Annotated in this window: 21 protein-coding genes; 5 read left to right on the top strand and 16 right to left on the bottom strand. The window is 55.2% G+C overall.

Annotated features, from left to right (window positions below; genetic code table 11):
* Positions 1-379: 379 nt before the first annotated feature.
* Entirely contained in the window at positions 380-958 is a 579-nt protein-coding gene (locus tag QZL71_RS10820; protein ID WP_294648754.1) for a cytidylate kinase-like family protein, read from the bottom strand.
* Positions 958-2,358 carry an MATE family efflux transporter gene (locus tag QZL71_RS10815; RefSeq protein WP_294648756.1) on the bottom strand — a complete coding sequence of 467 codons (1,401 nt, stop codon included), beginning with the start codon at positions 2,356-2,358 and terminating at the stop codon, positions 958-960. The genes QZL71_RS10820 and QZL71_RS10815 overlap by 1 nt, the downstream gene beginning before the upstream one ends.
* 304 nt (positions 2,359-2,662) lie before the next feature.
* Between QZL71_RS10815 and QZL71_RS10810 the strand changes: the two genes are divergently transcribed.
* The 5 genes from QZL71_RS10810 (at position 2,663) to QZL71_RS10790 (ending at position 8,222) form a co-directional block, all read left to right on the top strand.
* Positions 2,663-3,166, top strand: coding sequence for a CarD family transcriptional regulator (locus tag QZL71_RS10810; protein ID WP_294648752.1), 504 nt, complete (start codon positions 2,663-2,665; stop codon positions 3,164-3,166).
* Between the two features lie 193 nt (positions 3,167-3,359).
* Complete coding sequence (locus QZL71_RS10805; RefSeq protein ID WP_097781474.1) at positions 3,360-4,697, top strand: TrkH family potassium uptake protein; 1,338 nt, start codon at positions 3,360-3,362, stop codon at positions 4,695-4,697.
* A gap of 11 nt (positions 4,698-4,708) precedes the next feature.
* The gene (locus QZL71_RS10800; RefSeq protein ID WP_294648750.1) at positions 4,709-5,356 is read left to right on the top strand and encodes a potassium channel family protein; all 648 of its coding nucleotides are present in this window, start codon (positions 4,709-4,711) and stop codon (positions 5,354-5,356) included.
* 189 nt (positions 5,357-5,545) lie between these two features.
* A complete protein-coding gene (locus QZL71_RS10795; RefSeq protein WP_294648748.1) occupies positions 5,546-7,519 on the top strand; it encodes a DUF4118 domain-containing protein in 1,974 nt (657 codons plus the stop codon).
* Entirely contained in the window at positions 7,512-8,222 is a 711-nt protein-coding gene (locus tag QZL71_RS10790; protein ID WP_294648746.1) for a response regulator, read from the top strand. The genes QZL71_RS10795 and QZL71_RS10790 overlap by 8 nt, the downstream gene beginning before the upstream one ends.
* A gap of 148 nt (positions 8,223-8,370) precedes the next feature.
* Here the strand turns inward: QZL71_RS10790 and QZL71_RS10785 are convergent, their stop codons facing one another.
* The 14 genes from QZL71_RS10785 to QZL71_RS10720 all read right to left on the bottom strand — a co-directional run.
* Positions 8,371-10,008, bottom strand: a complete 1,638-nt coding sequence (locus tag QZL71_RS10785; protein WP_154265086.1) for a recombinase family protein — start codon at positions 10,006-10,008, stop codon at positions 8,371-8,373.
* A gap of 83 nt (positions 10,009-10,091) precedes the next feature.
* Complete coding sequence (locus tag QZL71_RS10780; RefSeq protein ID WP_154252711.1) at positions 10,092-10,556, bottom strand: hypothetical protein; 465 nt, start codon at positions 10,554-10,556, stop codon at positions 10,092-10,094.
* 165 nt (positions 10,557-10,721) lie between these two features.
* Positions 10,722-11,006: a hypothetical protein gene (locus QZL71_RS10775; protein WP_117536135.1), complete on the bottom strand. Its 285-nt coding sequence runs from the start codon at positions 11,004-11,006 to the stop codon at positions 10,722-10,724.
* Positions 11,007-11,687: 681 nt separating this feature from the next.
* Positions 11,688-12,410, bottom strand: a complete 723-nt coding sequence (locus QZL71_RS10770) for an ABC transporter ATP-binding protein (RefSeq protein ID WP_294648743.1) — start codon at positions 12,408-12,410, stop codon at positions 11,688-11,690.
* Positions 12,403-13,245, bottom strand: coding sequence for an ABC transporter ATP-binding protein (locus QZL71_RS10765; protein ID WP_005943322.1), 843 nt, complete (start codon positions 13,243-13,245; stop codon positions 12,403-12,405). The genes QZL71_RS10770 and QZL71_RS10765 overlap by 8 nt, the downstream gene beginning before the upstream one ends.
* Complete coding sequence (locus QZL71_RS10760; RefSeq protein ID WP_243111989.1) at positions 13,242-14,396, bottom strand: branched-chain amino acid ABC transporter permease; 1,155 nt, start codon at positions 14,394-14,396, stop codon at positions 13,242-13,244. Before QZL71_RS10760 ends, QZL71_RS10765 begins: the two co-directional genes overlap by 4 nt.
* A gap of 5 nt (positions 14,397-14,401) precedes the next feature.
* Positions 14,402-15,280: a branched-chain amino acid ABC transporter permease gene (locus QZL71_RS10755; RefSeq protein ID WP_005943319.1), complete on the bottom strand. Its 879-nt coding sequence runs from the start codon at positions 15,278-15,280 to the stop codon at positions 14,402-14,404.
* Positions 15,281-15,453: 173 nt separating this feature from the next.
* A complete protein-coding gene (locus QZL71_RS10750) occupies positions 15,454-16,671 on the bottom strand; it encodes an ABC transporter substrate-binding protein (protein WP_294648741.1) in 1,218 nt (405 codons plus the stop codon).
* A gap of 269 nt (positions 16,672-16,940) precedes the next feature.
* Positions 16,941-18,158 carry a carboxynorspermidine decarboxylase gene (locus tag QZL71_RS10745; RefSeq protein WP_005943311.1) on the bottom strand — a complete coding sequence of 406 codons (1,218 nt, stop codon included), beginning with the start codon at positions 18,156-18,158 and terminating at the stop codon, positions 16,941-16,943.
* Positions 18,158-19,417 (bottom strand): saccharopine dehydrogenase family protein, encoded by a 1,260-nt coding sequence (locus QZL71_RS10740; protein ID WP_005943308.1) that lies wholly within the window; start codon positions 19,415-19,417, stop codon positions 18,158-18,160. Before QZL71_RS10740 ends, QZL71_RS10745 begins: the two co-directional genes overlap by 1 nt.
* A 36-nt stretch (positions 19,418-19,453) precedes the next feature.
* Positions 19,454-20,329 carry an agmatinase gene (speB, locus tag QZL71_RS10735; protein ID WP_294648739.1) on the bottom strand — a complete coding sequence of 292 codons (876 nt, stop codon included), beginning with the start codon at positions 20,327-20,329 and terminating at the stop codon, positions 19,454-19,456.
* Complete coding sequence (gene speE, locus QZL71_RS10730; protein WP_044953854.1) at positions 20,329-21,186, bottom strand: polyamine aminopropyltransferase; 858 nt, start codon at positions 21,184-21,186, stop codon at positions 20,329-20,331. The genes speB and speE overlap by 1 nt, the downstream gene beginning before the upstream one ends.
* 13 nt (positions 21,187-21,199) lie before the next feature.
* Positions 21,200-22,666 (bottom strand): aminotransferase class I/II-fold pyridoxal phosphate-dependent enzyme, encoded by a 1,467-nt coding sequence (locus QZL71_RS10725; RefSeq protein ID WP_097775018.1) that lies wholly within the window; start codon positions 22,664-22,666, stop codon positions 21,200-21,202.
* Between the two features lie 675 nt (positions 22,667-23,341).
* A partial coding sequence (locus tag QZL71_RS10720; RefSeq protein ID WP_294648736.1) for a recombinase zinc beta ribbon domain-containing protein occupies positions 23,342-24,240 on the bottom strand: 899 nt, incomplete at its 5' end.

The raw sequence follows: 24,240 nt of genomic DNA, 5'->3' as shown, positions 1-24,240 counted from the left end.
ACTTGAACAGCAACGACGACGACCGCAGCCAGCGGCTGAAACAGGGAGGAGTTGTTGGGGCCGCGTTCTGATTTTTCAAAGCCCTGCCAAGGGGTTGTAGAAAAATCAGCAAACGCAACTCGTAAGGCCCTGACCGCCAGATTCCGCCGCGGTTCCCAACCTGTAGGAATGTCTACCGGGAGACTGCCGCTTATTTTGCTTCACCCAATAATTCCCCTTTCGTAGTAACAGCGGGTAACATGGACACCGGTTGCGTGGAACTGCTGCTCCGGGATGGGAGAAAAATTTCCATTGACAAAAACTGCCGCTCACCTGCGTAACGGAACGCAGGCGGGCGGCGTTTTGCACTATCGGCTCTGAGACTGCCGGAAATTACAGCTTATGAAAGACTTTCAATGATCTCCGCACTCTTTTCAATGCCGATGACCCCACTATCCAGCGCAATATGATAGTTGGCGGCATTGCCCCAGTTCATATCGGTGTAGAAGCGGTAGTAGGTGGCGCGGCGCTTGTCCTTCTCCTTCAGCCTGGATTCGGGAGATTTCTCCCGCTCGCCGTAGACCCGCACGATGCGGTCTGCCCGGAACTTCAGGTCGGCGTGGACAAAGACCTTCAGGCAGTCGGTGCGGTCTTGCAGGATAAAATCGGCGCAGCGCCCCACGATGACGCAGGACTCTTTTTCTGCCAGTTCCCGGATGATTCGGTATTGCAGCTTCCAAAGCAGGTCCTCGTTAGTGAGACCGAAGCTGCGGTCGGTGAAGGCAGAAGCAAGGAAGCCGCCGGGGGTGTACTCTCCGGCCTCCTTGACGTAGTTTTCGTCAAAGCCGCTTTCGGCAGCCAGTTTCTGGATCAGTTCGGCGTCGTAGCACCGGATGCCCAGATGCTCTGCCACCAGCTTGCCGATGGTTCTGCCGCCGCTGCCAAACTCGCGGCTGATGGTAATGATATGTTTTTCCATTAGACTTCTCCTTTCTGGTTCAGTTCACGGTAGGTTTTGAAGATCAGATAGCCTGCAATCAGGAAGGTGAGGATATCCGACATGGGCATGGAGTACAGCACGCCGTCCAGCCCGAAGAACCGGGGCAGCAGCAGGGCAAAGCCCACGCCGAACACCACCTCACGCACCATGGACAGGGCGGTGGATTCCACTGCCTTGCCCATGGCCTGCAAAAAGATGAAGCAGGCCTTGTTGACACAGGCCAGAATGATCATGCACAGGTAGATGCGGAAGGACTTCACGGCAAAGTCTGTGTAGTAGACGCTCTCGTTGGCAGCACCGAACAGGGCAATCAGCTGCCGCGGGAAGCCCTCTACCAGCACCAGTGCAACAACGCCCACGGCCGCCTCTGCCAGCAGCAGTTTTGTGAACAGCTCCTTCACGCGGGCAGGCTTTTTTGCGCCCATGTTGAAACCCACCACGGGGATGCAGCCAGCCGCCATGCCCACCACGATGGAGATGACGATCTGGAAGAACTTCATCACGATGCCAACCACCGCCATGGGGATCTGGGCGTACTGCTCCTGCCCGAACACGGTGTCCAGTGCGCCGTATTTGCGGATCATGTTGTTGATGGCTGCCATAGCCGCCACAAGGCTGATCTGGGACAGAAAGCTGGTCATGCCAAGGGTCAGGGTGCGGCCGCAGATGGAGCCTTTCAGCCGGTAGTCGCCCTTTTCAGGACGGATGATCTTCATGTGCAGCAGATACCACACTGCCAGCGCTGCGGTGACCAGCTGACCGATCACAGTAGCCACCGCCGCGCCCATCATGCCCCAGCGCAAGCCGAAAATGAAAACGGGGTCCAGAATAATGTTCAGCACCGCACCTGCAAGGGTGGAGATCATGGCAAACCGTGGGTTGCCATCCGCGCGGATGATGGGGTTCATGGCCTGCCCGAACATATAAAAGGGCGCGCCCAGCGTGATATAAAAGAAATACTCCTGGGAGTGGTGGTAGGTCTCGGCGTTGACCGTTCCGCCGAACATGGCGAGAATGTTGTCCGCAAAAACCAGATAGAGCGCCGCCAGCACAATGCTGCTGACCAGACACATCACCACCGCATTGCCGACGCTCCGCCTTGCCTTGGAAACTTCGCTCTGTCCAAGGCTGATGCTGACAAAAGCGCAGCAGCCGTCACCGATCATCACGGCAATAGCCAGTGCCACAACCGTAAGCGGGAACACAACGGTATTGGCGGCGTTGCCGTAGGAGCCCAGATAGCTGGCGTTTGCAATAAAGATCTGGTCCACGATGTTATACAGTGCGCCGACCAAAAGCGAAATAATGCACGGGATCGCATACTTCTGCATCAGCTTGCTGATGCGCTCCGTGCCGAGAAATTGATTGGAGCTTTCCATGGAATTCACCTTTACCTTTCCATTTTGGGGCAAACAAAAACAACGGGCAGCCCTCATGCAACCGGTTTTACGCATGAGTGCTACTCGTTGTACGAAATCATTATAGCCTGCCTGTCTGGAATTTGCAAAGGCAGTTTTGCACAAGAATTGTACTGGGCATTCTGCGCAGATTGCACGAGGAAAACTTTGTGAAAGATGCCCTTTGAAGCCCGCCAACCTACCGTGGTACAATAAAGTAAAGAGTAAAATTACGCTGGAAAGTCTGTTTTTGCAGCCTTTTCATACAAGGGAAAGAGGCAATACCATGTCACGGTTTCAGGCGGGAGCGCTGGTGGTCTACGGAAATCTGGGAGTGCACGAGGTGGAAAGGGTCGGGCTGCGGCACTTTTGCGATGAGCCCGCCAGAGAGTACTACACCCTCCGGCCCTATTTTTCGGATTCCCACGACCGCAGCTATATCCCCACGGCAAAAGAGGGTGTTCTGCGCCCGGTGACCCCGGCACAGCAGGCAGCAGCCGACCTTGCACGGATCAAAGCGGAGACGCTGCCCATCCCTACGGGAATTCAGACGGCGCTGGCAGAACACTATCAGGCACTGCTCCACACCAATGATTTTTACCAGTACCTGACCCTGTTCAAGGAACTGGGGCAAAAGCAGACCCAGCAGCAAAGCCGTGGCCGGAAGATCAACGCTATGGATGCGTACTTTTACCAGATGGTAGAGCGCGTCCTGCGGGAGGAGCTGGCGGTGGCGTTTGGGGAATCGCAGCAGGAAGCCGGCAGGCGTCTGCTGGAGATTTTGCGCTGAAGCCGCATGGGTACTTTTTGGTGCGTATATTCAGTTCAAGGATGTTGTCATGGTAGACTCGATCTCCTACATTTATTATTTGGTGTTGATCGATCCATTTTAATGGAATCTTTATACTTCTACAATTTTCTTTACGGCTCTTTTATCTATTCCATGCTAATCTTTATGCACACGGATAGGTAAAGGAGCTTTTATGATTCAATATCCTCGTTACAAGCGGCACCGTTTTTCTTCTTTTCAGGTTATTATTGCAGGTTTTGCGGCAGTCGATCTGGTGGGCGCATTGCTTCTGATGCTCCCAATCGCTGCACAGCAGCGGTGCGTCACACCGTTCCATGAGGCACTGTTTACCTCCACCTCCGCCCTTTGTGTGACCGGACTTGTGGTTCAGGATACCGGCAGCTACTGGTCGGCTTTTGGGCAAAGCGTGATCCTTCTTCTGATCCAGATCGGAGGATTGGGTGTCATTACGGTGGGCGCTGCCTTTGCGCTGCTTTCCGGGCGAAAGATTTCCCTCAAGCAGCGCAGCACGATGCAGGAAGCCACCGCTGCCCCGCAGATGGGCGGCATCGTGCGGCTGACAGGCTTTATTCTGCGGATCACCGCCCTGTTTGAATTGGTCGGTGCTGCACTGCTGCTGCCGACATTTTGCGCCGATTATGGACTGCGCGGGATCTGGTACGCGTTGTTTCATTCCATTTCGGCGTTCTGCAATGCCGGCTTTGACCTGCTGGGAACAGAGGGTGCAAAATTTGTTTCGCTGACACGGTATGCAGGAAACCCATTGCTTACCACAGTGATTGCGGCCCTGATCGTCTTTGGCGGCCTTGGCTTTCTGACATGGGAGGATATTTGTACATATCGCCTTGATTTTCACCGTTACCGGATGCAGAGCAAGGTGATTCTTGTCACAACGGCATTTCTTCTGGTATTGCCGACGCTGTACTTTTATTGCTTCGAGTTCACGGCAGGCTCTGCCCGGCAGCGCATTTTATTGTCGATGTTTCAATCCGTTACCCCCCGTACTGCCGGTTTTAACACCGCCGATCTTGCTGCGATGGGCAGCACTTCACAGGCATTGATGGTGGTTCTGATGCTGTTAGGCGGTTCGCCCGGCTCTACGGCAGGCGGCATGAAAACCACAACATTTGCCGTTCTGCTGGCCAATATGTGGGCGACCTTCCGCCGCAGAGAAGATGCCGAATTTTTCGGGCGGCGCATAGATGGTTCTGCGGTCAAGAATGCTGCCACGATCGCAGGGATGTATTTGACGCTGTTCTTCCTCGGAGCCTTTGTCATTGCTGCGGCCGAGCAGCTGCCGATGTCAGTCTGTTTGTATGAGACTGCTTCGGCTGTGGCAACGGTGGGTCTGACATTGGGCATCACGCCGCAGTTGGGGGTCCTTTCGCAGGGGGTGCTGATCGCACTGATGTTTTTGGGACGTGTTGGTGGATTGACGTTGATCTATGCGGCATTTGGCAGCAGCCCTGCCCACTCTCGTCTGCCGCAGGAGAAGATCGCAATCGGATAAAGGAGACAAGTATGAAATCGATTCTTTTGATTGGGCTTGGCCGTTTTGGCCGCCATATTGCGCAGGAACTGAATGAGCTGGGTCATCAGGTCATGGCGATCGACAACAACGAAGACCGTGTGAACGCCGTGCTTTCGTATGTGACGAATGCACAGATCGGTGACAGCACCAGCGAATACTTTCTGCGCTCCCTTGGCGTTGGCAATTTTGATGTGTGTATCGTAACCATCGGCGGCAATTTTCAAAGCTCGTTGGAAACAACATCACTGCTCAAAGAATTGGGGGCAAAGCTTGTGGTCTCGCGTGCAGAGCGGGATGTACAAGCCAAGTTCCTGCTGCGCAACGGTGCGGATGAAGTGGTCTACCCGGAAAAGCAGCTGGCAAAGTGGGCGGCGATCCGATACAGCTCCGAACACATTCTGGATTATATCGAGCTGCAGGACGACCACGCCATCATGGAAGTGACCATTCCGCCGGAATGGATGGATCGCACGATCGGTGAGATCAATATCCGAAAAAAGTATAACATCAACATTCTTGCGCTGAAAAAAGACGGAAAGCTCGATATGAGCATTACGCCGGATACGCAGCTGTGCCGGGATGAAAGTATGCTGGTTTTGGGAAAATACGCATCGATCCAGAAGTGTTTCCGGCTCTGAAAAGATAGGACGGATCATATGGATGTCGTTTTGTTACTGATGGTTCTTGGAGTCATGTTGAGTGGTTTTTGGGCAGCAGATGCGCTGGATCACATGCGGAAGGAGATCCTTCAACAGGAAGGAAAAAGACGTGGCTGGTGGTCGTGACCATCAAATTGTGCTATACTGTGGGCAAGGCAGGTGATCTTTATGAATCAGAACGACCCACCCACTGAACATATTCTGGCGTGTCTGTCGTCCTCTCCCTCCAATGCAAAGATCGTGCGGACGGCAGCAACGATGGCAAAGGCGTTTGGAGGGACCTTTACAGCTCTGTATGTCCGGACTCCGGATTCGGATCAGATGGGACAAGAAGATCGTCGGCGTTTGCAGCAGCACATTCGTATGGCAGAGCAGGCAGGTGCCGACATCTCTACGATTTATGGGGATGACATTCCGCAGCAGATCGCAGAGTTTGCCCGCATCTCCGGCATTACAAAAATCGTACTGGGAAGCTCCAGCGTACATCGCCGCCATTTCTGGAGTGGACCGTCACTGACTGAAAAATTGACGATGACTGCGCCTAATCTGGATATTTACATCATCCCGGATGCTTCTGCAGAGAACGGCTACGGTTCAGGACGGAAGCTGTTCACCCGTCCGCTTCTGCCGTCTGTCCGTGATCTTCTGATCACCGCAGGCATCCTGAGCTGCATCACGCTCATCGGCTTCTTTTTCCTGCAGCTGGACTTTGCGCGTTATAACATTATTATGCTCTATATGCTGGGGATGCTGTTCACCGCATTGTGTACCAGCGGTTACACCTGCGGTGTGCTGGGGTCCGTTGCCAGTGTAGCATTGTACAATTTCTTCCTGACCGAGCCATACCTGACATTCCATGCGTATGACCCCGGTTATCAGGTCACATTTGCCCTGATGCTGACCTCTGCAATGATTACCTGTACGTTGACGACACGGTTGAAAGACCATGCAAAAATGTCTGCGCAGGCAGCATTCCGGACAAAAGTACTATTTGATACGAATCAGCTTTTACAGAAAGCCAAAAGTGAAGAAGAAATCTTTTCACTGACGGCATCCCAGCTGATGAAGCTGCTGAACCGGAGTCTGATCGTCTACCTGGAACAAAACGGAGGTCTTGGGGCAGAACAGGTTTTTGGAGTTGACGGGAAAACGGCGCAAAACATCTTTTCTGCACCGGAAGAACGGGATGCAGCAAACTGGACGTTTGCCAACAAAAAGCGTTCCGGTGCAGGCACGGATAGCTACCCGGATGCAAAGGGACTTTATCTTGCACTTCGGACCGGAGGCGGCGTGTTTGGAGTGATCGGGATCGATCTGTCCGAAAAACCGCTGGATGCCTTTGAAAACAGTGTGCTGCTTTCCATTCTGGGCGAAGGTGCGCTGGCCATCGAAAACCGCAGAAATGCGCTGGAAAAAGAGCAGGCAACCGTGCAGGCAAAAAATGAAGAGCTGCGGGCAAACCTGCTGCGCACGATCTCCCATGACCTGCGCACCCCGCTGACCTCCATTTCCGGCAATGCCAGCAATCTGCTTTCCAACGGAGAAACGCTGGATACAGAGACCCGGAACAAGATCTGCACCGATATTTTTGACGATGCACAATGGCTGATTGGTTTAGTGGAAAATCTGCTTTCTATCACCCGCATTGAGGATGGCCGGATGAATCTGCAGATCTCACCGCAGCTGATGGACGAAATGATCGAAGAAGCGCTGCATCATGTCAACCGGAAAAGCTGCGAACACACCATCACAACACAGTATGGGGACGAGATCCTTCTGGTCAATGTGGATGCACGGTTGATCATGCAGGTCGTTGTCAATCTGGTGGATAACGCCATCAAATACACCCCCGTAGGCTCGGTCATTCAGATTTCGGCTTACCGGAAAGACCATCAGGTCGTAGTGGACGTTGCAGATAACGGCCCCGGCATTCCGGATCGCGCAAAAGCACAGGTGTTCGAGATGTTTTATACCGGGCAGAGCCGCATCGCAGACAGCCACCGCAGCCTTGGACTGGGCTTGCCCCTCTGCCGTGCAATCCTGACGGCTCACGGCGGAACATTGACCCTGCGTGACAACATTCCCAATGGCAGTGTCTTTTCCTTTGCATTGCCGCAAAGCGAGGTGAACATTCATGAATAAGCCGTCCATTCTGGTCGTAGAGGATGATGTTCCTGTACGGTGTCTGATCACAACGACCCTGAAGACCCACGGCTATAAATATCTGACTGCTTCCAATGGGGAAACGGCGATCATGATGGCCACCAGCCACAATCCGGACATCATGCTGCTGGATCTTGGGCTGCCCGATATAGACGGCATTGAGGTCATCCGCAGCGTCCGCACGTGGTCGAACCTGCCCATCATCGTCCTGAGTGCCCGGAGCGAAGATTCTGATAAGATCGAAGCACTGGACAACGGCGCAGACGATTATCTGACAAAGCCGTTTTCCGTGGACGAGCTGCTGGCGAGACTGCGTGTAACGCAGCGCCGATTGAATCTGCTGGCTTCTGACGGCATAAACAGTCCGGTTTTTGTCAATGGTCCTTTGAAGATCGACTTCTCGGCCGGGTGCGTCTGGCTGGGTGAGAATGAAGTGCATCTGACCCCCATCGAGTACAAACTGCTGTGTGTGCTGGCGCATAATGTGGGCAAGGTGCTGACGCATACATCCATCACACAGCAAATATGGGGAAGCACGCAGGAAAATGACATTGCTTCCTTGCGTGTTTATATGGCATCCCTGCGCAAAAAATTGGAACGATACCCGGATGCGCCGCATCTGATCCAGACCCATGTTGGAGTCGGATACCGGATGCTTCGTGTGGAAAACGATGAAGCATAGTAAAAAAACAGGGTGCGTCCACCCGGACGCACCCTGCAAAAGACCACAGACAAGCGATATGTACAACAGGGCGTTCCCCGTAGCAGAGTTCCCATAAAACAGTATTTGCAAAAGCTCCCGAAATGGGGAAGATTTGGCGTGACTTCGGTCACGCCTTTTCTTTTGCTTCCAGTTCATCCAGAGGGATGTACCCCAGCCCATCGTACTTGATATGGATGTGCTGCACCCGCTTTCCGCTGGACTTATCCGGGGCATCCACATAGATGGCCGACACCAGTTCACGGAGAGCATAAGGGGTGAGTTCTTCAATATGAACGTACTTGTGCGCTTTCTGGACGAACTTTTCAATATTCTCGATCTGCTGTTCCTGTACTTCAATTTCCTGCTGGATGGAGAGAACTTCCTCTTCCAGCTGCTTCTGTTCGGCATCGTAGCTCTGACTCATCATGTCGAAGCGGTCATCGCTAAGCTTTCCGTTAACATTGTCCTCGTAAATCTTCATGAACAGCCGTTTGAGGTCTGCGATCCGCTTCTCATTCCGGGCAAGCTGCTTCTTCAGGACAGTCAGCTTTTCGGTGCTTTCCACCCGAAGCTGCTCCTCCATGACCTTGCGGAAGTAGTCCTCATGACAGAGGATGTAGTCCGTCACCCGCTGAACATGGCTTAGCACACGGCCCTCCAAAACCTTTACCCGGATGAAATGTCCCTTGCACTTGCTCCCGTTCTTCTTGTGCAGAGAGCAGTCAAAGAAGTCTTGACTGAAGTCCCTGTTATTGGACGAACCATATTGCATCTTAGAACCGCAGTCAGCGCAGTAGACCATACCGGAGAAAATGCTGCTCTTGCCTGTTCGGGTCATACGGTGACGCTGGCTGCGAATCTCCTGAACCTTTTCAAACACATCATCGTCAATAATGCGCTCATGTGTATCTGGGAAGATAGCCTGATTTTCCACGGGATTCAGATGTCTCTTTTTATCCCAGATAGAGTTAGTATAGGTCTTAAAGTTGACTGTGCAGCCAGTGTACTCCAGGCGTTCCAGAATCGAACTTACTGCTCTTTTATCCCAGCGATAAGGGTCTTCCGGGGCGGGTGAATTCGTACTCAGGCCATGGCTCAACTTATAGGCGGTGGGAGTCAGAACTTTGTCCACCCACAGTTGGTTTGCAATTTGGGTCGGGCCACGGCCTTCCATGCACATGGAGAAGATGCACTTCACGATTGCAGCCGCTTCTGGATCAACAAGCCAATGCTTCGGGTTCTCCGGGTCTTTCACATAGCCGTACGGCACATTGACCGTCAGCGGTACTCCACGCTCTCCCTTGGCCTTCTGAACAGCCCGAATCTTGCGGCTGGTATCACGGGCGTAAAACTCGTTAAACCAGTTCTTAATGCCCGCAAAATCGTTGTTTACGCTGTTCGGGTCAATGGTGTCGTAGTTGTCGTTAATGGCAATGTAGCGAACGCCATACTGGGGAAAGGTGAAGTTGGTGTACAGACCTGTCAAGGCAGAATTACGCCCCAGTCTGGACAGATCTTTCGTGATAACGATTCCTATATGCCCCGCTTCGATCTCGGTCAGCATACTCTGGAAGCCGGGACGGTCATAGTTCGTGCCGGAGTAGCCATCGTCCACAAAGAACACCGGGTTCGGGAAGTGGTTCTTTTTGGCGTATTCCAGAAGGATAGCCTTCTGGTTCTCAATGGACAGGCTTTCGCCGAGCCGTGCGTCCTCTTGCGACAGTCGGCAGTAAAGTGCGGTGATTTTATTCGTTGCTCCAGACATTGTTGTGTCCTCCTTACTCTGTGGAGCAACTGTCGGTACAGGATTGGTTACCGGTTCAAGTATAGCAGAATTGGGCGCAGTTGTCATTCGTCTGCACCCTCATCTTCAAATTTTTGCTGGGCGTTCTTGGCTACAATGCGCTCCAGCTTCTTCAAAAAGGATTCCTTGCCCTCATAGCTGCCGGTCACAGTGTAGGTGGTGTGACCGACTTTCTCCGTGGTGGTCAATTCTGGAATCCAGAAAGCGGACAGGTTCTTGACATGGAGGTTGCCGTTCTCGTCCACATAAGAGCCGTGTTTCTTCTGCTCTTCGGTCAAGGGCTGCCGCTTGAAATAGATTTCATTTTCGGAGATGCTCACGGTCTCGCTGGACTGCTCTTTCGGGGTATCGTCATACAGCTGTGCGAAAAATGCCAGTGCATCTTCGGGTGAGTCTTCCTCCATGAGCTGCTCGAAAACTCGCTGTTCCTCTGCCGAGAGGTTGTTCCATGCGGCTTCCAACTCCTGCTCGTTGGCTGCGTTGACAAAGGCTTCAATCTCTTTTTTCATGGTGCATCCTCCTTTGGCTGCAGAAAGCGTTTTTTCAAAAAGTATGGATTTTCGTGAGAGCAAGAATCGTCCCGTGGCCACAAATTTTCAATTCTTGAAAATTTCCTGCCCCTTTGGGACAGCTTCTTGTTGGGGCGTGCCTGCCCCAAACCCTGCCAGGTGATTTCATTCTTGGTGGTTGCTATATTGCTTATATGCCTTTTCAAATCCTGATTTGTTATATATGATAAATTTATAACATTCTCCGTCTTTCATGGAAATTGCTGCAACAGGAACGACCATCTGGCTCCATGAAATCTCCTTTATCTCCTTCATGGGCAATACAAGGCTGCGATATAGCGGACTGACTGTAAGCTTTTGGGTGGAATATGTAATGCTCTGTTCATCAATGTACAAACCACCGCCAATGATTCCATTACGGCATAAGCTGCACACAAAAGTTTTTCCCATAATATTACCTCCTCTTATTAGTTGATGGTTGATCAAGTTGAGTATATCATATTGATTTCCAGAAGAACACCCCTATATAGGAGATTTTAGCCGTTTTACTGCGTACGTGCGTACGAGAGATTGGTACGCACGTACGCAGCGATTTGCCCGAAGCGCACCCTATACAGCCGTTTCCCCCTCGGAGAGCCCACTACACTTTGCAGACCGCAGGGATGAAAGTGTTATAGTGGGTTATTACACTTCCGCAGAAGTGCCTTCTCCTCGCCGCAGACAGCCGGGTGTGCATTTGTGAGAGCTTTTTGTGCGGCGAATCCACATCGCCCATGGGCGATGTAAGCAGGGATTCCAAAGGGGCGCAGCACCCTTGGCACACGACTTTGGTACAAAGTCTAGTGTGTTACACCTTTCCAGAGGTGTACACGTTCCTGAAATGCAAAAAGTCCCATACCCAGCACCTTAACGGTGCGGACATGGGACTTGATGCTTCCTCGGCCTAGCCGGGTACTCCGTAACCAATCCTGACAGGCAGTTGCCGTGTCATTTCTCGAAAACTGTTTTACGGATACCCAGCAGTCGGGAACGCCCTGTTTTTCTTTGTTGGTAGTGTGATGAGCCTGTTCCGTTTTTCATGGAGCTGTTTTGCAACAGCCCCTCTCTGCCGTTAGCGGTTCTTATAAAGTTTCAGGTGCGGTCAGAGCGCTTTTTGCCGAGGTATGCGGCCTTGACCTGTTCATTGGTCAGCAGTTCAGCACCCGTGCCGGAAAGGGTCAGGGTACCGGTCTCCAGCACATAGGCGTAATCGGCCACCTTCAGGGCCATGTTGGCGTTCTGTTCGTTCAGCAGCACGGTGATGCCCTGCTGGTTCACGGTGCGGATGATATCAAAAATCTCCCGCACCACGATGGGTGCAAGGCCAAGACTCGGCTCGTCCAGCATGAGCAGCTTCGGCTTGCTCATCAGGGCGCGGCCCACGGCCAGCATCTGCTGTTCGCCGCCGGAAAGGGTACCGGCGCTCTGCCAGCTGCGCTCCCTCAGGCGGGGGAACAGACTGTACACCCACTCAAGGTCTTTCTCGGTTTCGGCCTTATCCTTGCGCAGGTATGCGCCGATCTTCAAATTTTCCAGCACAGTCAGGTCGGCAAACACCCGGCGGCCCTCCGGCGACATGGCAATGCCGCTGGCCACGATCTGATCGATGGGCTTGCCCAGCAGTTCCTGCCCGTTCCACAAAATGGAGCCGCTCTGTGCCTTTACAAGGCCGGAAATGGTGCGCATCAGGGTGGACTTGCCTGCGCCGTTAGCACCGATCAGGGTAACGATCTTGCCGTCCGGCACGTTCAGCGACACACCGCGCAAGGCCTGAATGCCGCCATAGGAAACATGTAAATCCTTGATCTCAAGCATCTTCGTCCACCCCCAGATAAGCGTCGATCACCCGCGGGTCGTTCTGCACCTCGGCGGGCGTACCCTCGGCGATTAAGCGGCCAAAGTCCAGCACATAGACCCGGTCGGAAATATCCATCACCAGATCCATGTGGTGCTCGATCATGAACACGGTCAGTCTGAAATCGGTGCGGATGCGGTCAATAAAGGCGGTCAGTTCTTCGGTCTCCTGCGGGTTCATACCGGCAGCAGGCTCATCCAGCAGCAGCAGCTTCGGCTCGGTGGCAAGCGCGCGCGCGATCTCCACCCGGCGCTGCAGGCCGTAGGGCAGGCCAGTAGCCAGTTCATTGCGCACATCCTCAAGTCCCAGCACATGCAGCAGGTTTTCGCACTCCTCGCGCTGGCGCTTTTCCTCGTCTGCATTCAGCCGGAAGGTAGCGCTCAGCAGGTTGGCCGAGCGGCGGCAGTGCTTGGCGATGAGCACGTTCTCAAACACGGTCTGGCTCTTCCATAGACGGATATTCTGGAAGGTGCGGGCAATACCCATCTGGGTGATCTTATCGGGCGTGGGGGCGATCATGTGGGAATACTTGCTCGCGTTCTGGCCCTTATAGAGCTTTTTCATCTTGCCGTGGGGCGTGTTCTCAATGATCTTGCGTCCCTCGAACCACACCGCGCCGTTGGTGGGCGCATACACGCCGGTGACAACGTTGAACGCGGTGGTCTTGCCGGCACCGTTGGGGCCGATGAGGGAGACGATCTGATCTTTATCCACCTTCAGGTTCAGATTGTCCACAGCCACAACGCCGCCAAACTGCATCGTGGCGTTTTCAATGGTCAATACGTTTTCACTCATTTGGAACGCGCCTCCTTTTTGGCAGCTTTTGCAGTGGATGCGGGCTTTTTCTGGAACAATTCACGGTCGCCCATGATACCCTTGCGGAAGAACAGCACCACCGCCATAATGATGATGCTGAACACCACCATGCGGAAGCCGGAACGCAGCAGCGGCACACGGAAGCCACCGATCCAGGTCTCATTGTCGAGGAAGCGCAGCAGCCATTCGGAGCTGGCGATGAACAGGAAGGATGCGATGATGGAACCGGACACCGAGCCGATACCGCCAATGACCACGATCAGCAGGATCTCGTAGGTCATGCTGGATTTGAAGGTGGTGGCCTGCACGCTGGCCTGATACATGGCAAGCATTGCGCCGGAGATACCGGCAAAGAAGCTGCTGATGATAAAGCTCATGCGCTTGTGGCTGGCAAGGTTGATGCCCATGGCTTCGGCAGCGATCTCGTCATCACGGATGGCTTTGAAGGCACGGCCATAGGTGGAGTTGATGAGCAGCAGAATGATGGCGATGCAGATGCCGGAGAAGAGGAAGGGCATCACGGTTTCCAGATGCAGGGTCGTGCCGCCCAGCGAAAGGTTGAAGCTGGCAAAGCTGGTAAAACCGTACAGAAGGTTGGAGCCGTTGGTCAGCGGGCCAAAGCCCTCGTAAACCACGGCGGCACGGATGATCTCGGCAAAGCCCAGGGTAGCAATGGCAAGATAGTCGCTCTTGAGCTTCAGCACCGGCAGGCCGATGAGGAAGGCGAACAGCGCTGCGATAAAACCGGCCAGGATCAGGCAGAACACAACACCCAGCAGCAGGCCGAAGCCGCCCAGAGGTTTGGAGAGCAGCTCCGGGATGGAGAAACCGATGCCGCCGTTTGCATAGCGCTGATAGATGGACTTCTGCGAAGCGGCGGGAATGGTGAGGATGGCGTAGGTGTAGGCACCCAGCAGCATAAAGCCTGCCTGACCCAGACTGAACAGGCCGGTAAAGCCGTTCAGCAGGTTCATGGAGACAGCCACCAGTGCATAGATGGCACCCTTGCGCAGCACGGTGAGCAGCATGGAGGGCACAAAGCTCAGGTTATCCAGTGCCAGCAGCACCACCAGCAGAGCGGCCAGCGCCAGTGCGGCCCGGAGATAGATGCGTTTTTTCTCTTGTTTCATGGTCATCACACTTTCTCGGTCAGGTTTTCACTGAACAGGCCGGTAGGCTTGACGGCCAGCACCACGATCAGCAGTGCAAAGGTGAACGCATCACTGAAGGTGGTAGCGCCTGCACCTTTAATAAGGCTCTCGCAGATGCCGATGATGAAGCCGCCGATCACCGCACCGGGAATGGAGCCGATGCCGCCGAACACCGCAGCCACAAAGGCTTTCAGGCCGGGCATGGCACCCACAGTGGGGGTGACTGCCGTGTAGTTGGAAAAATACATCATGGAGCCGATGGCCGCAAGAAAGCTGCCCACCGCAAAGGTAAAGGAGATGACATTGTTGATCTTGATGCCCATGAGCTGGGCGGTCTCAAAATCGCGGGAAGCGGCGCGCATGGCCATGCCGATCTTGGTCTTCTGGATCAGGGTAACAAGTGCTGCCACCAGCACAATGACGAGGAACGGCGTTACCACCGTCACCCGCTTGGTCTGGCAGCCCAGCACCGTGACGGTATCGCTGATCCACGGCAGGGCAGGGTACTGCTTGGCCAGACCGCCGGTGACATACCACATCGAGTTCTGCAAAAGGTAGGACATACCGATCGCGGAGATCATTACCGACATGCGCGGCGCAGTGCGCAGGGGTTTGTAGGCGATCTTTTCCACTGCGATGCCCAGCAGTACCGTTGCCACCACCACCAGCGGGATGGAAATGGTCAGCGGAAGGGAGGCAGTAGCGTACACCATCAGAAAACCGGCTACGGTAAAGATATCGCCGTGGGCAAAGTTGATCAGGCGCAGGATGCCGTACACCATCGTGTAGCCAATGGCAATCAATGCATACTGGCCACCCACCGAGATACCTGCCAGCAAATAGGGCAGAAACTTTGCAGCCATAAGGGGGACCCTCCATTTCTTACAACTTTTAATAAAATAAACTCCTCCAGCCCCCTCCGGTGACAGCCCCCTCCCAAAGGGGGCCAAACCTGCCGGAAAGCTACAAAAAGGCTCCCTCGTTGAGGGAGCTGGCAACGCCGTCAGGCGTTGACTGAGGGAGTTTAAAGTTTTGTTCAGCCTTCCACGCTCTGAGTCTTGACGAACTCAAATGCGCCGTCGGCAGCTTTCTTGATGTAAGCCATATCCTTGTTGGCATCACCGGTAGTCTGGTCAAAGGTGATGTTGCCGGTCACGCCGTCGTAGTTTACGCCGTACAGAGCATCGCGGATGGCGGTGCCGTCGGTGCTGCCTGCTGCCTTGATGGCTTCCAGAGCCACCATGTAGCCGTCGTAGCCCAGTGCAGAAACAGCTGCCACGATGTCATTGCCGCCGTTGTTGGTCAGCTTCTGGCTGTCGGCGTTCAGCCACTCCTTAAAGCCGGTCACGAACTCCTTGGCTGCGCCGGAATCATCGTTCTCATCAAAGAAGGTGGAGCAATACACCTGCACGCTGGTGCCCTTCTGGGCATCCAGAATAACGCTGGACTCCCATGTGTCGCCTGCGGTAATGGGTTTGTCAAAGCCTGCAGAAGCAGCCTGTGTGATGATCTGGGCGGCATAGGTGGTAGCGCAGGGAGCAAAGATCACATCTGCACCGGCGTTGATGGCGTTCTGGATGTAGGCGGAGAAGTCCGAGGTGCCCTCGGGGAACTGCTCGCTGGTAACAGTGCCGCCCAGATCATCAAAAGCGTTGACGAAGTAGGTGGCCAGACCGGAGCCGTAGTCCTCGCCCAGCATGCTCAGCACGTAGGCGTTGGCAGCACTGAACTCATCCTTTGCAAAGTTTGCCATGACCGAGCCCTGGAACGGGTCAAGGAAGCAGACACGGAAGTAGTAGGGGTTGGCCTCAGTCACGGCGGGGTTGGTGCAGGAGCAGCCAATGGCCGGGATGGAAGCGGACTGGAAGGTGGGAGCGGCTGCAATGGAAACACCGGAGCCGTAGCTGCCCAGCACGATGGAGACTTTTTTGGAGACCAGCTCCTGTGCAGCAGTCACGGCCTTATCGGTGCTGGACTGGTTATCCACTTCCACCAGCTCCACGTTATAGGTTTCACCGCCGATCTCCACGGTGGGAGCAAGGCTGTTGGCATACTCGACACCCAACACTTCCTGCTTACCGCCTGCGCCGTTATCACCGGAAGCCGGTTCAAACACGCCGATCTTAATGGTCTTGCCGCCTGCAGAAGAGCCGCTTGCGGAACCGCCAGAAGAAGAGCAGCCTGCCAAAGCTGCTGCTGCGGCGGTGATGCCTGCCGCTTTCAGGAAATCACGACGCGAAATGAATGCTTTCATAAGAATTGCCCCCTCTATTATTTCTTAACACTTTCCCAGATAAAACAAGAAAAACCCGCAACGGCGCAGTGATCCTCAGATCCTGCATCGTTGCGGGTTTCTTAGCATTGTTTTAGCACATGAAAAGGAACTTGTCTAGGCTGAATTTGAATTTTTTTAAATTTTCGTCAGATGATAAAAAGAAACTGTACTTGAACAGCGTGCATTTTGGGCGGGTTTGATACAGACTGTCTTTTGACCAAATACAGATTTGCCGTAAGGGTCATACTTTAATCCGCTGCACGTCCCAGCCGCATCTTGAAATCGCTGTAGCCGAACTTCACCAGCTCCCGGCAGGTGCCGTTTTCGTCCATTGCCCAGATGGGCGGCAGCGGCATCCCGTTGAAGGTGTTGTTCTTGCAGGTGGTGTAGATGGCCATATCGCCGAAAATGAGCCTTTGCCCCTCGGTGAGCGGGGAGGCAAAGCTGTAGTCGCCCACCACATCCCCGGCAAGGCAGGTGGGGCCGCCAAGGCGGATGAGGTACGGCTTTTCGCCGGGGTCCCCGGCATCCAGCAGCGGCGGGCGGTAGGGCATCTCGATCACATCCGGGGTGTGGCAGGCCGCAGACATGTCCAGAATGGCAAGGCTCGTCTCGCCATTTTGCAAAGTATCCAGCACAGTGGTAACAAGATACCCGGCGTTCAGCGCCCATGCTTCGCCCGGCTCCAGATACACCTGCACGCCGTACTTTTTCTGTGTTTCGGTAATGCACTGTTCCAGCGTGGCAAGGCGGTAGCCGGGGCGGGTGATATGGTGCCCGCCGCCAAAGTTGAGCCACTTCATCCGGGGCAGAAGACCCCCGAACTTTGCTTCCACCGCCGCCAGCGTCAGGGCCAGTGCATCGGCATCCTGCTCGCACAGGGTGTGGAAGTGCAGTCCGTCCAGTAATTCGGGCAGGGCCGGGTCTGCCTGCACGGCGGCATCCCACTGGGCGCGGGTGGTGCCAAGGCGGCTGCCCGGGGCGCAGGGGTCGTAAATTGCATGGCCTTCCTGCGTGGAGCACTCCGGGTTCAGCCGCAGGCCCACGCTCTTGCCCGCCGCCTTTGCTGCCGGGCCGAACTTTGCCAGCTGGCTGGGCGAATTGAACACGATGTGGTCGGCGTACTGCAGCAGCTCCGCGAACTCGTCTGCCCGGTAGGCCGCGCAGAACACATGGTTCTCTTTTTCCGGCAGCTCTTCTTTGCCAAGGCGGCTCTCGTACAGGCCGCTGGCCTCGGTGCCCGCCAGATAAGGAGCCAGCACCGGGTAAACATTAAAGTTGGAAAAAGCCTTCTGCGCCAGCAGAATTTTGCAGCCGGTGCGCTGCTGCACCCCCAGCAGAAGTTCGCCGTTGCGGCGCAGCTGCCCTTCGTCCAGCAGGTAGCAGGGGGTGGGCAGAGAGGCAAGCGCTTCCCAAGAAAGGTTTGCAAGGCCCGCAAAGGGCGGGCGGGTATCGGCCAGCCGCATCAGTCCACCAGCGCCGGGCTGTGGCTCTCGGAACGGGGCAGGCCGTACTTGTCCAGAGCGTCCAGATACGGGTCCGGATCAAACTCTTCCACAGTGTGCACGCCCTTGGTGGTCCACTTGCCGGTGAGCAGCATCAGTGCGCCGCACATGGCCGGTACGCCGGTGGTGTAGCTGATGGCCTGAGAGCCGACCTCCTTGTAGCACTCCTGATGGTCGCACACATTATAAATATAGTAGGTCTTTTCCTTGCCGTCCTTCTTGCCGGTGAAGATGCAGCCGATGTTGGTCTTGCCCTTGGTGCGGGGGCCAAGGCTGGCGGGGTCCGGCAGCAGAGCCTTGAGGAACTGGATGGGCACGATCTCCTGCCCGTTGAAGTTGACCGGGGTGGTGGACAGCATGCCCACATCCTCCAGACAGCGCATGTGGTCGAGATAGCTCTGGCCAAAGGTCATGAAGAAGCGGATGCGCTTTGCCTCCGGGATGTTCTTGGCAAGGGACTCGATCTCCTCGTGGTGCAGCAGGTACATATCCTTGTCGCCCACCTGATCGAAGTTGTATTCCCGCTTGATGCTCATAGCCGGGATCTCCACCCAGTGGCCGTTCTCCCAGTAGCTGCCGGGAGCGGACACCTCGCGCAGGTTGATCTCCGGGTTAAAGTTGGTGGCAAAGGCATAGCCGTGGTCGCCGCCGTTGCAGTCCAGAATATCAATGGTGTCAATGGTGTCGAACTCGTGCTTTTTGGCGTAGGCGCAGTAAGCCTGGGTCACGCCCGGGTCGAAGCCGCTGCCCAGCAGGGCGGTCAGGCCGGCTTCCTCAAACTTCTTTGCGTAGGCCCACTGCCAGCTGTAATCAAAGTAGGCGGAGAAGCCTGCTTCCTTGCAGCGCTTCTCGTAGATGGCACGCCACTCCGGGTCGTCGGTGTTCTCCGGCTCGTAGTTGGCGGTGTCCATGTAGTTTACGCCGCAGGCAAGGCAGGCATCCATGATGGTCAGGTCCTGATAGGGCAGGGCAATGTTCATCACGAGGTCGGGCTGATAAGCCTTGATGAGGGCGATCACCTCGTCCACCTTGTCGGCATCCACCTGTGCGGTGGTGATCTTGGTAGCGGTTTTGGGGGCCAGTTCTGCAGCCAGCTTGTCGCACTTGGACTTGGTACGGCTGGCGATGCAGATCTCGGTGAACACCTCGGGTACCTGACAGCACTTGTGGATGGCAACGGAGGCCACGCCGCCGCAGCCGATGATCAGAACTTTGCTCATGATTTTTCTCCTTTATGTCAATGTGTGCAAATTCGGTCAGACCTGAAAGCCGGGCCAGCCCTTGTCCAGCGCGATCAGTGTTTCGCGCAGCACCTTGCAGGCGGTGGCGGTGGAAACGCCGGTGGTATCCAGCGTGGGAGCCAGCTCGTTGAGGTCTGCGGCTACGATGTTGGCTTTCGTCACGGTGCGGATGGCATCCAGCAGCTGCAAAAAGCTCACGCCGCCGGCTTCGGGCGTGCCGGTGCCGGGGAAGCAGGAGGGGTCCAGACAGTCGAGGTCGATGGTCAGGTAGACGGGCACCTTGCTCTCGCACAGCTGTTCCGTCAGCTCGGTAAGGCCGGTAAAATCGAATTTGTGCATCTCGGTGTGCTGGGCTGCAAACTCGAACTCGGCGCGGTCGCCGCTGCGGATGCAGAACTGATGGATGCGGCCGTCGCCCACCAGCTCATGGCAGCGGCGCAGCACGCAGGCGTGGCTCAGCTTTGCACCAAGGTAGTCGTCCCGCAGGTCGGCGTGGGCATCAAAGTGCACGATGTGCAGATCCGGATATTTCTTCACAGCAGCCCGCACGGCACCCAGCGTCACCAGATGTTCACCGCCCAGCAGCAACGGGAACTTGCCGTCCTGCAGGATCTCCTCTGCGCGGGCTTCGATGTCCGCAAGGGCACTCTCGCTGGAGCCGAAGCACAGCTCCAGATCGCCGCTGTCGAAGATGTCAAAATCGGTCAGGTCGGCATTCTGATAGGGGCTGTAGGTCTCCAGACCATAGCTTTCGTGTCGGATGGCCGCCGGGCCGAACCGTGCGCCCGGGCGGTAGCTGGTGGTGGAATCGTAGGGCGCACCGTACAGCACGATGCTAGCGGCGCGGTAGCTGCTGTCACAGCCGATGAAGTTTTCAATGTTGGGTTGCATCAGTGTTCCTCCACTTCCCGCAGCATTTCCTCAAGGAATGCCGGCAGGTAAAATGCGCCGACATGCAGCCGGGCGGTGTAATAGCGGGTGCGCATGTTCAGCGCCTTCCATGCGTCTGCATCCAGATCATCGATGGGATGATACTTTTTGCTGGCAAAGCCGAACAGCCAGTACCCAGCCGCAAAGGTGGGAATGTGTGCCTGATACACTCGGCTGATGGGGAAGGTGGACGCAATACGCTTGTGGCTGCGCTGCATGGCGCTGGCATCCTCGGCATAGAAGGGGCTGCCCTGCTGGTTCACCATGATGCCGTCCGCTTTCAGGGCATTGAAGCAGCTGCCGTAGAACTCGCGGGTGAACAGACCCTCGGATGGGCCGAAGGGATCGGAGGAGTCCACGATGATGAGGTCGTACTCCTCCTCGCAGCGGCGGATATACTTGAGGGCGTTCTCAAAATAGATGTGCACCCGGCGGTCATCCATGCGGCAGGCGTTGCTGGGCAGGAAGGCGCGGCAGGCTTCCACCACCTGCGGGTCCATCTCCACAAGGTCGATGCGCTCCACCCGGTCGTAGCGGGTCAGCTCCCGCACCACGCCGCCGTCACCGGCACCGATGACAAGGATGTCTTTTGCCTGCTTGTGCACCGCCATGGGCACATGCACGATCATCTCGTCATAGATGAATTCGTCGCGCTCGGTCAGCATCACATTGCCGTCCAATGTGAGCACCCGGCCAAACTCCGGCGTTTCAAAAATATCGATGCGCTGGTAATCGCTCTGCTTGGAGTAGAGCTGTTTGTTCACCCGGATGCTGTGCTTCACGTCCGGGGTGTGAAACTCGGAAAACCAAAATTCCATCTGCATTCCCTCCTTATGCCAGAACGTTCAGCCGCTCGATGTCCGGGTCCTCGGGGCCGGTCATGCTGCAGCCCTTGGCCTTGGCGTACTCGATGTAGTTCAAAATTTCCTTGGTGATGCGCTCGCCCGGGGCCAGAATGGGAATGCCCGGCGGGTAGCACATGACGAACTCGCTGCACACCATGCCCTCGGTCTCCCGGAGGGGCAGGCTCTTTTTGGGCGCATAGAACGCTTCCTGCGGGCTGGCAGCCACAACAGGGTCGATGTATTCCTGGCTCAGCAGGCCGGAGCCATCGGTCTGGTAGCGGCGCTTGATCTCGGCCAGCGCGCTGACCAGACGCTCCACCTCCTGCGGGCGGTCGCCGATGGAAAGGTAGGCCAGAATGTTGCCAATGTCGCCGAACTCGATCTGGATGTCGTACTCATCGCGCAGGATGTCGTACACCTCAATGCCTGCAAGGCCGATATCCAGCGTGTGGACGCTGAGCTTGGTAGTATCAAAGTCAAAAACGGAGTCGCCGTTGCACAGCTCCTTGCCAAAGGCGTAGTAGCCGCCCACGGCGTTGATCTCCTCTCGGGCATACTCGGCCATGTCGGCCACTTGGTGGAATACCTGCCGCCCGCGCTGCGCAAGGTTGCGGCGGGAGATATCCAGACTGGACATGAGCAGGTAGCTGCCAGAGGTGGTCTGGGTCAGGTTGATGATCTGCCGCACATAGCCCGGGTGCACATTGGGGCCGATGAGCAGCAGGCTGGACTGCGTTAAACTGCCGCCGCTCTTGTGCATGGAGACGGATGCCATATCAGCCCCTGCCGCCATGGCAGACACCGGCAGGCCGCCGCCAAAGTAGAAGTGGGTGCCGTGGGCTTCGTCCGCAAGGCAGAGCATCCCGGCATCGTGGGCCATTTTTACGATGGCGCGCAGGTCGGAGCAGATGCCGTAGTAGGTGGGGTTATTCACCAGCACAGCCACAGCATTCGGATGCTCTTTAATGGCCTTTTCCACCTGTTCCCGCTTCATGCCCAGCGAGATGCCAAGGCGCTTGTCCACCTCGGGGTTCACATACACCGGCACCGCGCCGCACAGTACCAGTGCGTTCAGCACACTGCGGTGCACATTGCGGGGCAGAATGATCTCATCGCCGCGCTTGCAGGCGGTAAGCACCATGCTCTGCACACTGCTGGTGGTGCCGCCCACCATGAGGAACGCGTGGGCAGCGCCAAAGGCATCTGCGGCCAGCTCCTCTGCTTCCCGGATGACCGATACCGGGTGGCAGAGATTATCCAGCGGCTTCATGCTGTTCACATCCACGCCCACGCACTGCTGGCCCAGAAAGGCGGTCAGCTCCGGGTTGCCGCGGCCTCGCTTGTGGCCGGGCACATCAAAGGGCACCACCCGCATTTTGCGGAACTGTTCCAGCGCTTCATAGATGGGCGCACGGTTCTGGTTCAGCCGGAACCGTGTTCGGTTCTCACTCATGTTTTTCCTCCGTCCCTGATCCCGATGCAAACAAAAAAGCGCAAGTACCGCACAAAAAGTGCAGACTTGCGCTTTGAAAAGCATTTGAATGCGCCGCCAAAGCCCCCCGGAAGAAACACCAGAGTACAAAGGCCGCTTCGCATGATTCAAAAAGACGGGATTATGAGAGTCTATATAGCAATTCTGCTTTTACTGCTCTTTATTGACCGTTTCACAAGTCTGCACACTGACTGCGCAATTTCATGGTTGTAAAGGAACCAACTTATAAAATTTGAGCTGCTACACTCAATCAATAATGGCGGCTGTGCCGCCGGTCGGCAGTGGACCCGGCTGTCCGTATGGCCTTAGCCCCGCTGGGCGGTCCATGGTAAATTGCTTTGAAAAGACTCTGCCATGCTTTGTCTCTCAAAATCAAATGTGATTTTATCATGCACAGAAAGCATTGTCAATGATTTTTTTGAAGAAAAATTTAAAAAATCAATGCACAGAGTACCAACCTGAATACCGTTGCAAAATATTATGATGCACGGTACACGATGGTTACTACGGTTCTTATTGTTCTGCTGATCCTTGCACTGCTGGAGATCGTCCTGCTGAACGGTTCCGCAGCTGTTCGAATCCACCCTCGAGAGTGAGACTTAAGATGCCGGGCAAAACAAAAACCTCAGCGTACTTTCATACGTTGAGGTTTTTTGGTGGAGCGAAGCAACCCAAATCCGAACCATTGCCCTCTGGGGCATCTTTGGCGGCGATTTCATCGAAAGTGATGGTTTTTGTGCCGTCTTTGTAGTTGAATGTAATCAAAACTTTTTCATCATAGAGATAAACAGCATTCACGAATGTATTGATAAGCGTTTCCCGGTGGCTTTTCACGTTCGGGTCGATCTTGCGGAACCGGGTCAGCCAGAACCGAACCTGATTTTCGCTCAACCGTGGCCGAGCGATTTTTTCTTCGGCGATCCGAACCTCAAGTTCTTTCTGCTGGACTTCCAGCTTTTCCAAACGCGACTTGGTGGAATTGGTCAGCACACCCGCTTGGATGGCGTTCAGCATATTTTCAATGCCGTTCTCTACCTCGCGCATCTGCTTTTCCAGCAAAGGGAGCGTGGTGTTTTCCTGATCCTGCAGCTCCATCACTTCCGCAACGATGGCATCAATCACGGCATCGTCCTGAATCAGCTTCATGGTTTCAGCTATGACCAAATCTTCCAGCCACTCTTTACGGACGGTCTTTTTCTTGCAGGTCTTGAAACGCTTCGCGGTGGCGCACTTATAATAATGATGAACGACCTTGTTTCTACCCGTACCGCACTCGCCGAACATCATCGCGCCGCACATTCCACAGAACAGCTTGGTGGTGAGCAGATAATCATCCTCGGCCTTGTGGCGGGCAGGAGCACGGCTGTTCTTTTTGATTTTCAGCTGCACTTCCTCAAACAAATCCTTGTCCACGATGGCCGGGATGCTGTCGGGCATTACGATGTCCTTGAAGTGGTTTTCTCCGATGTAACGTTTGTTCGTCAGCAGCGTCTGAACACTGTTGTAGGTGAACTTCTGGTTGCGGTTGGTGGTCA

The sequence above is a fragment of the uncultured Faecalibacterium sp. genome, from assembly GCF_900066275.1.
GTDB classification, from domain to species: domain Bacteria; phylum Bacillota; class Clostridia; order Oscillospirales; family Ruminococcaceae; genus Faecalibacterium; species Faecalibacterium taiwanense.
The sequence above is the reverse complement of the archived record's forward strand: the minus strand, read 5'-3'. Positions and strand labels throughout refer to the sequence as shown.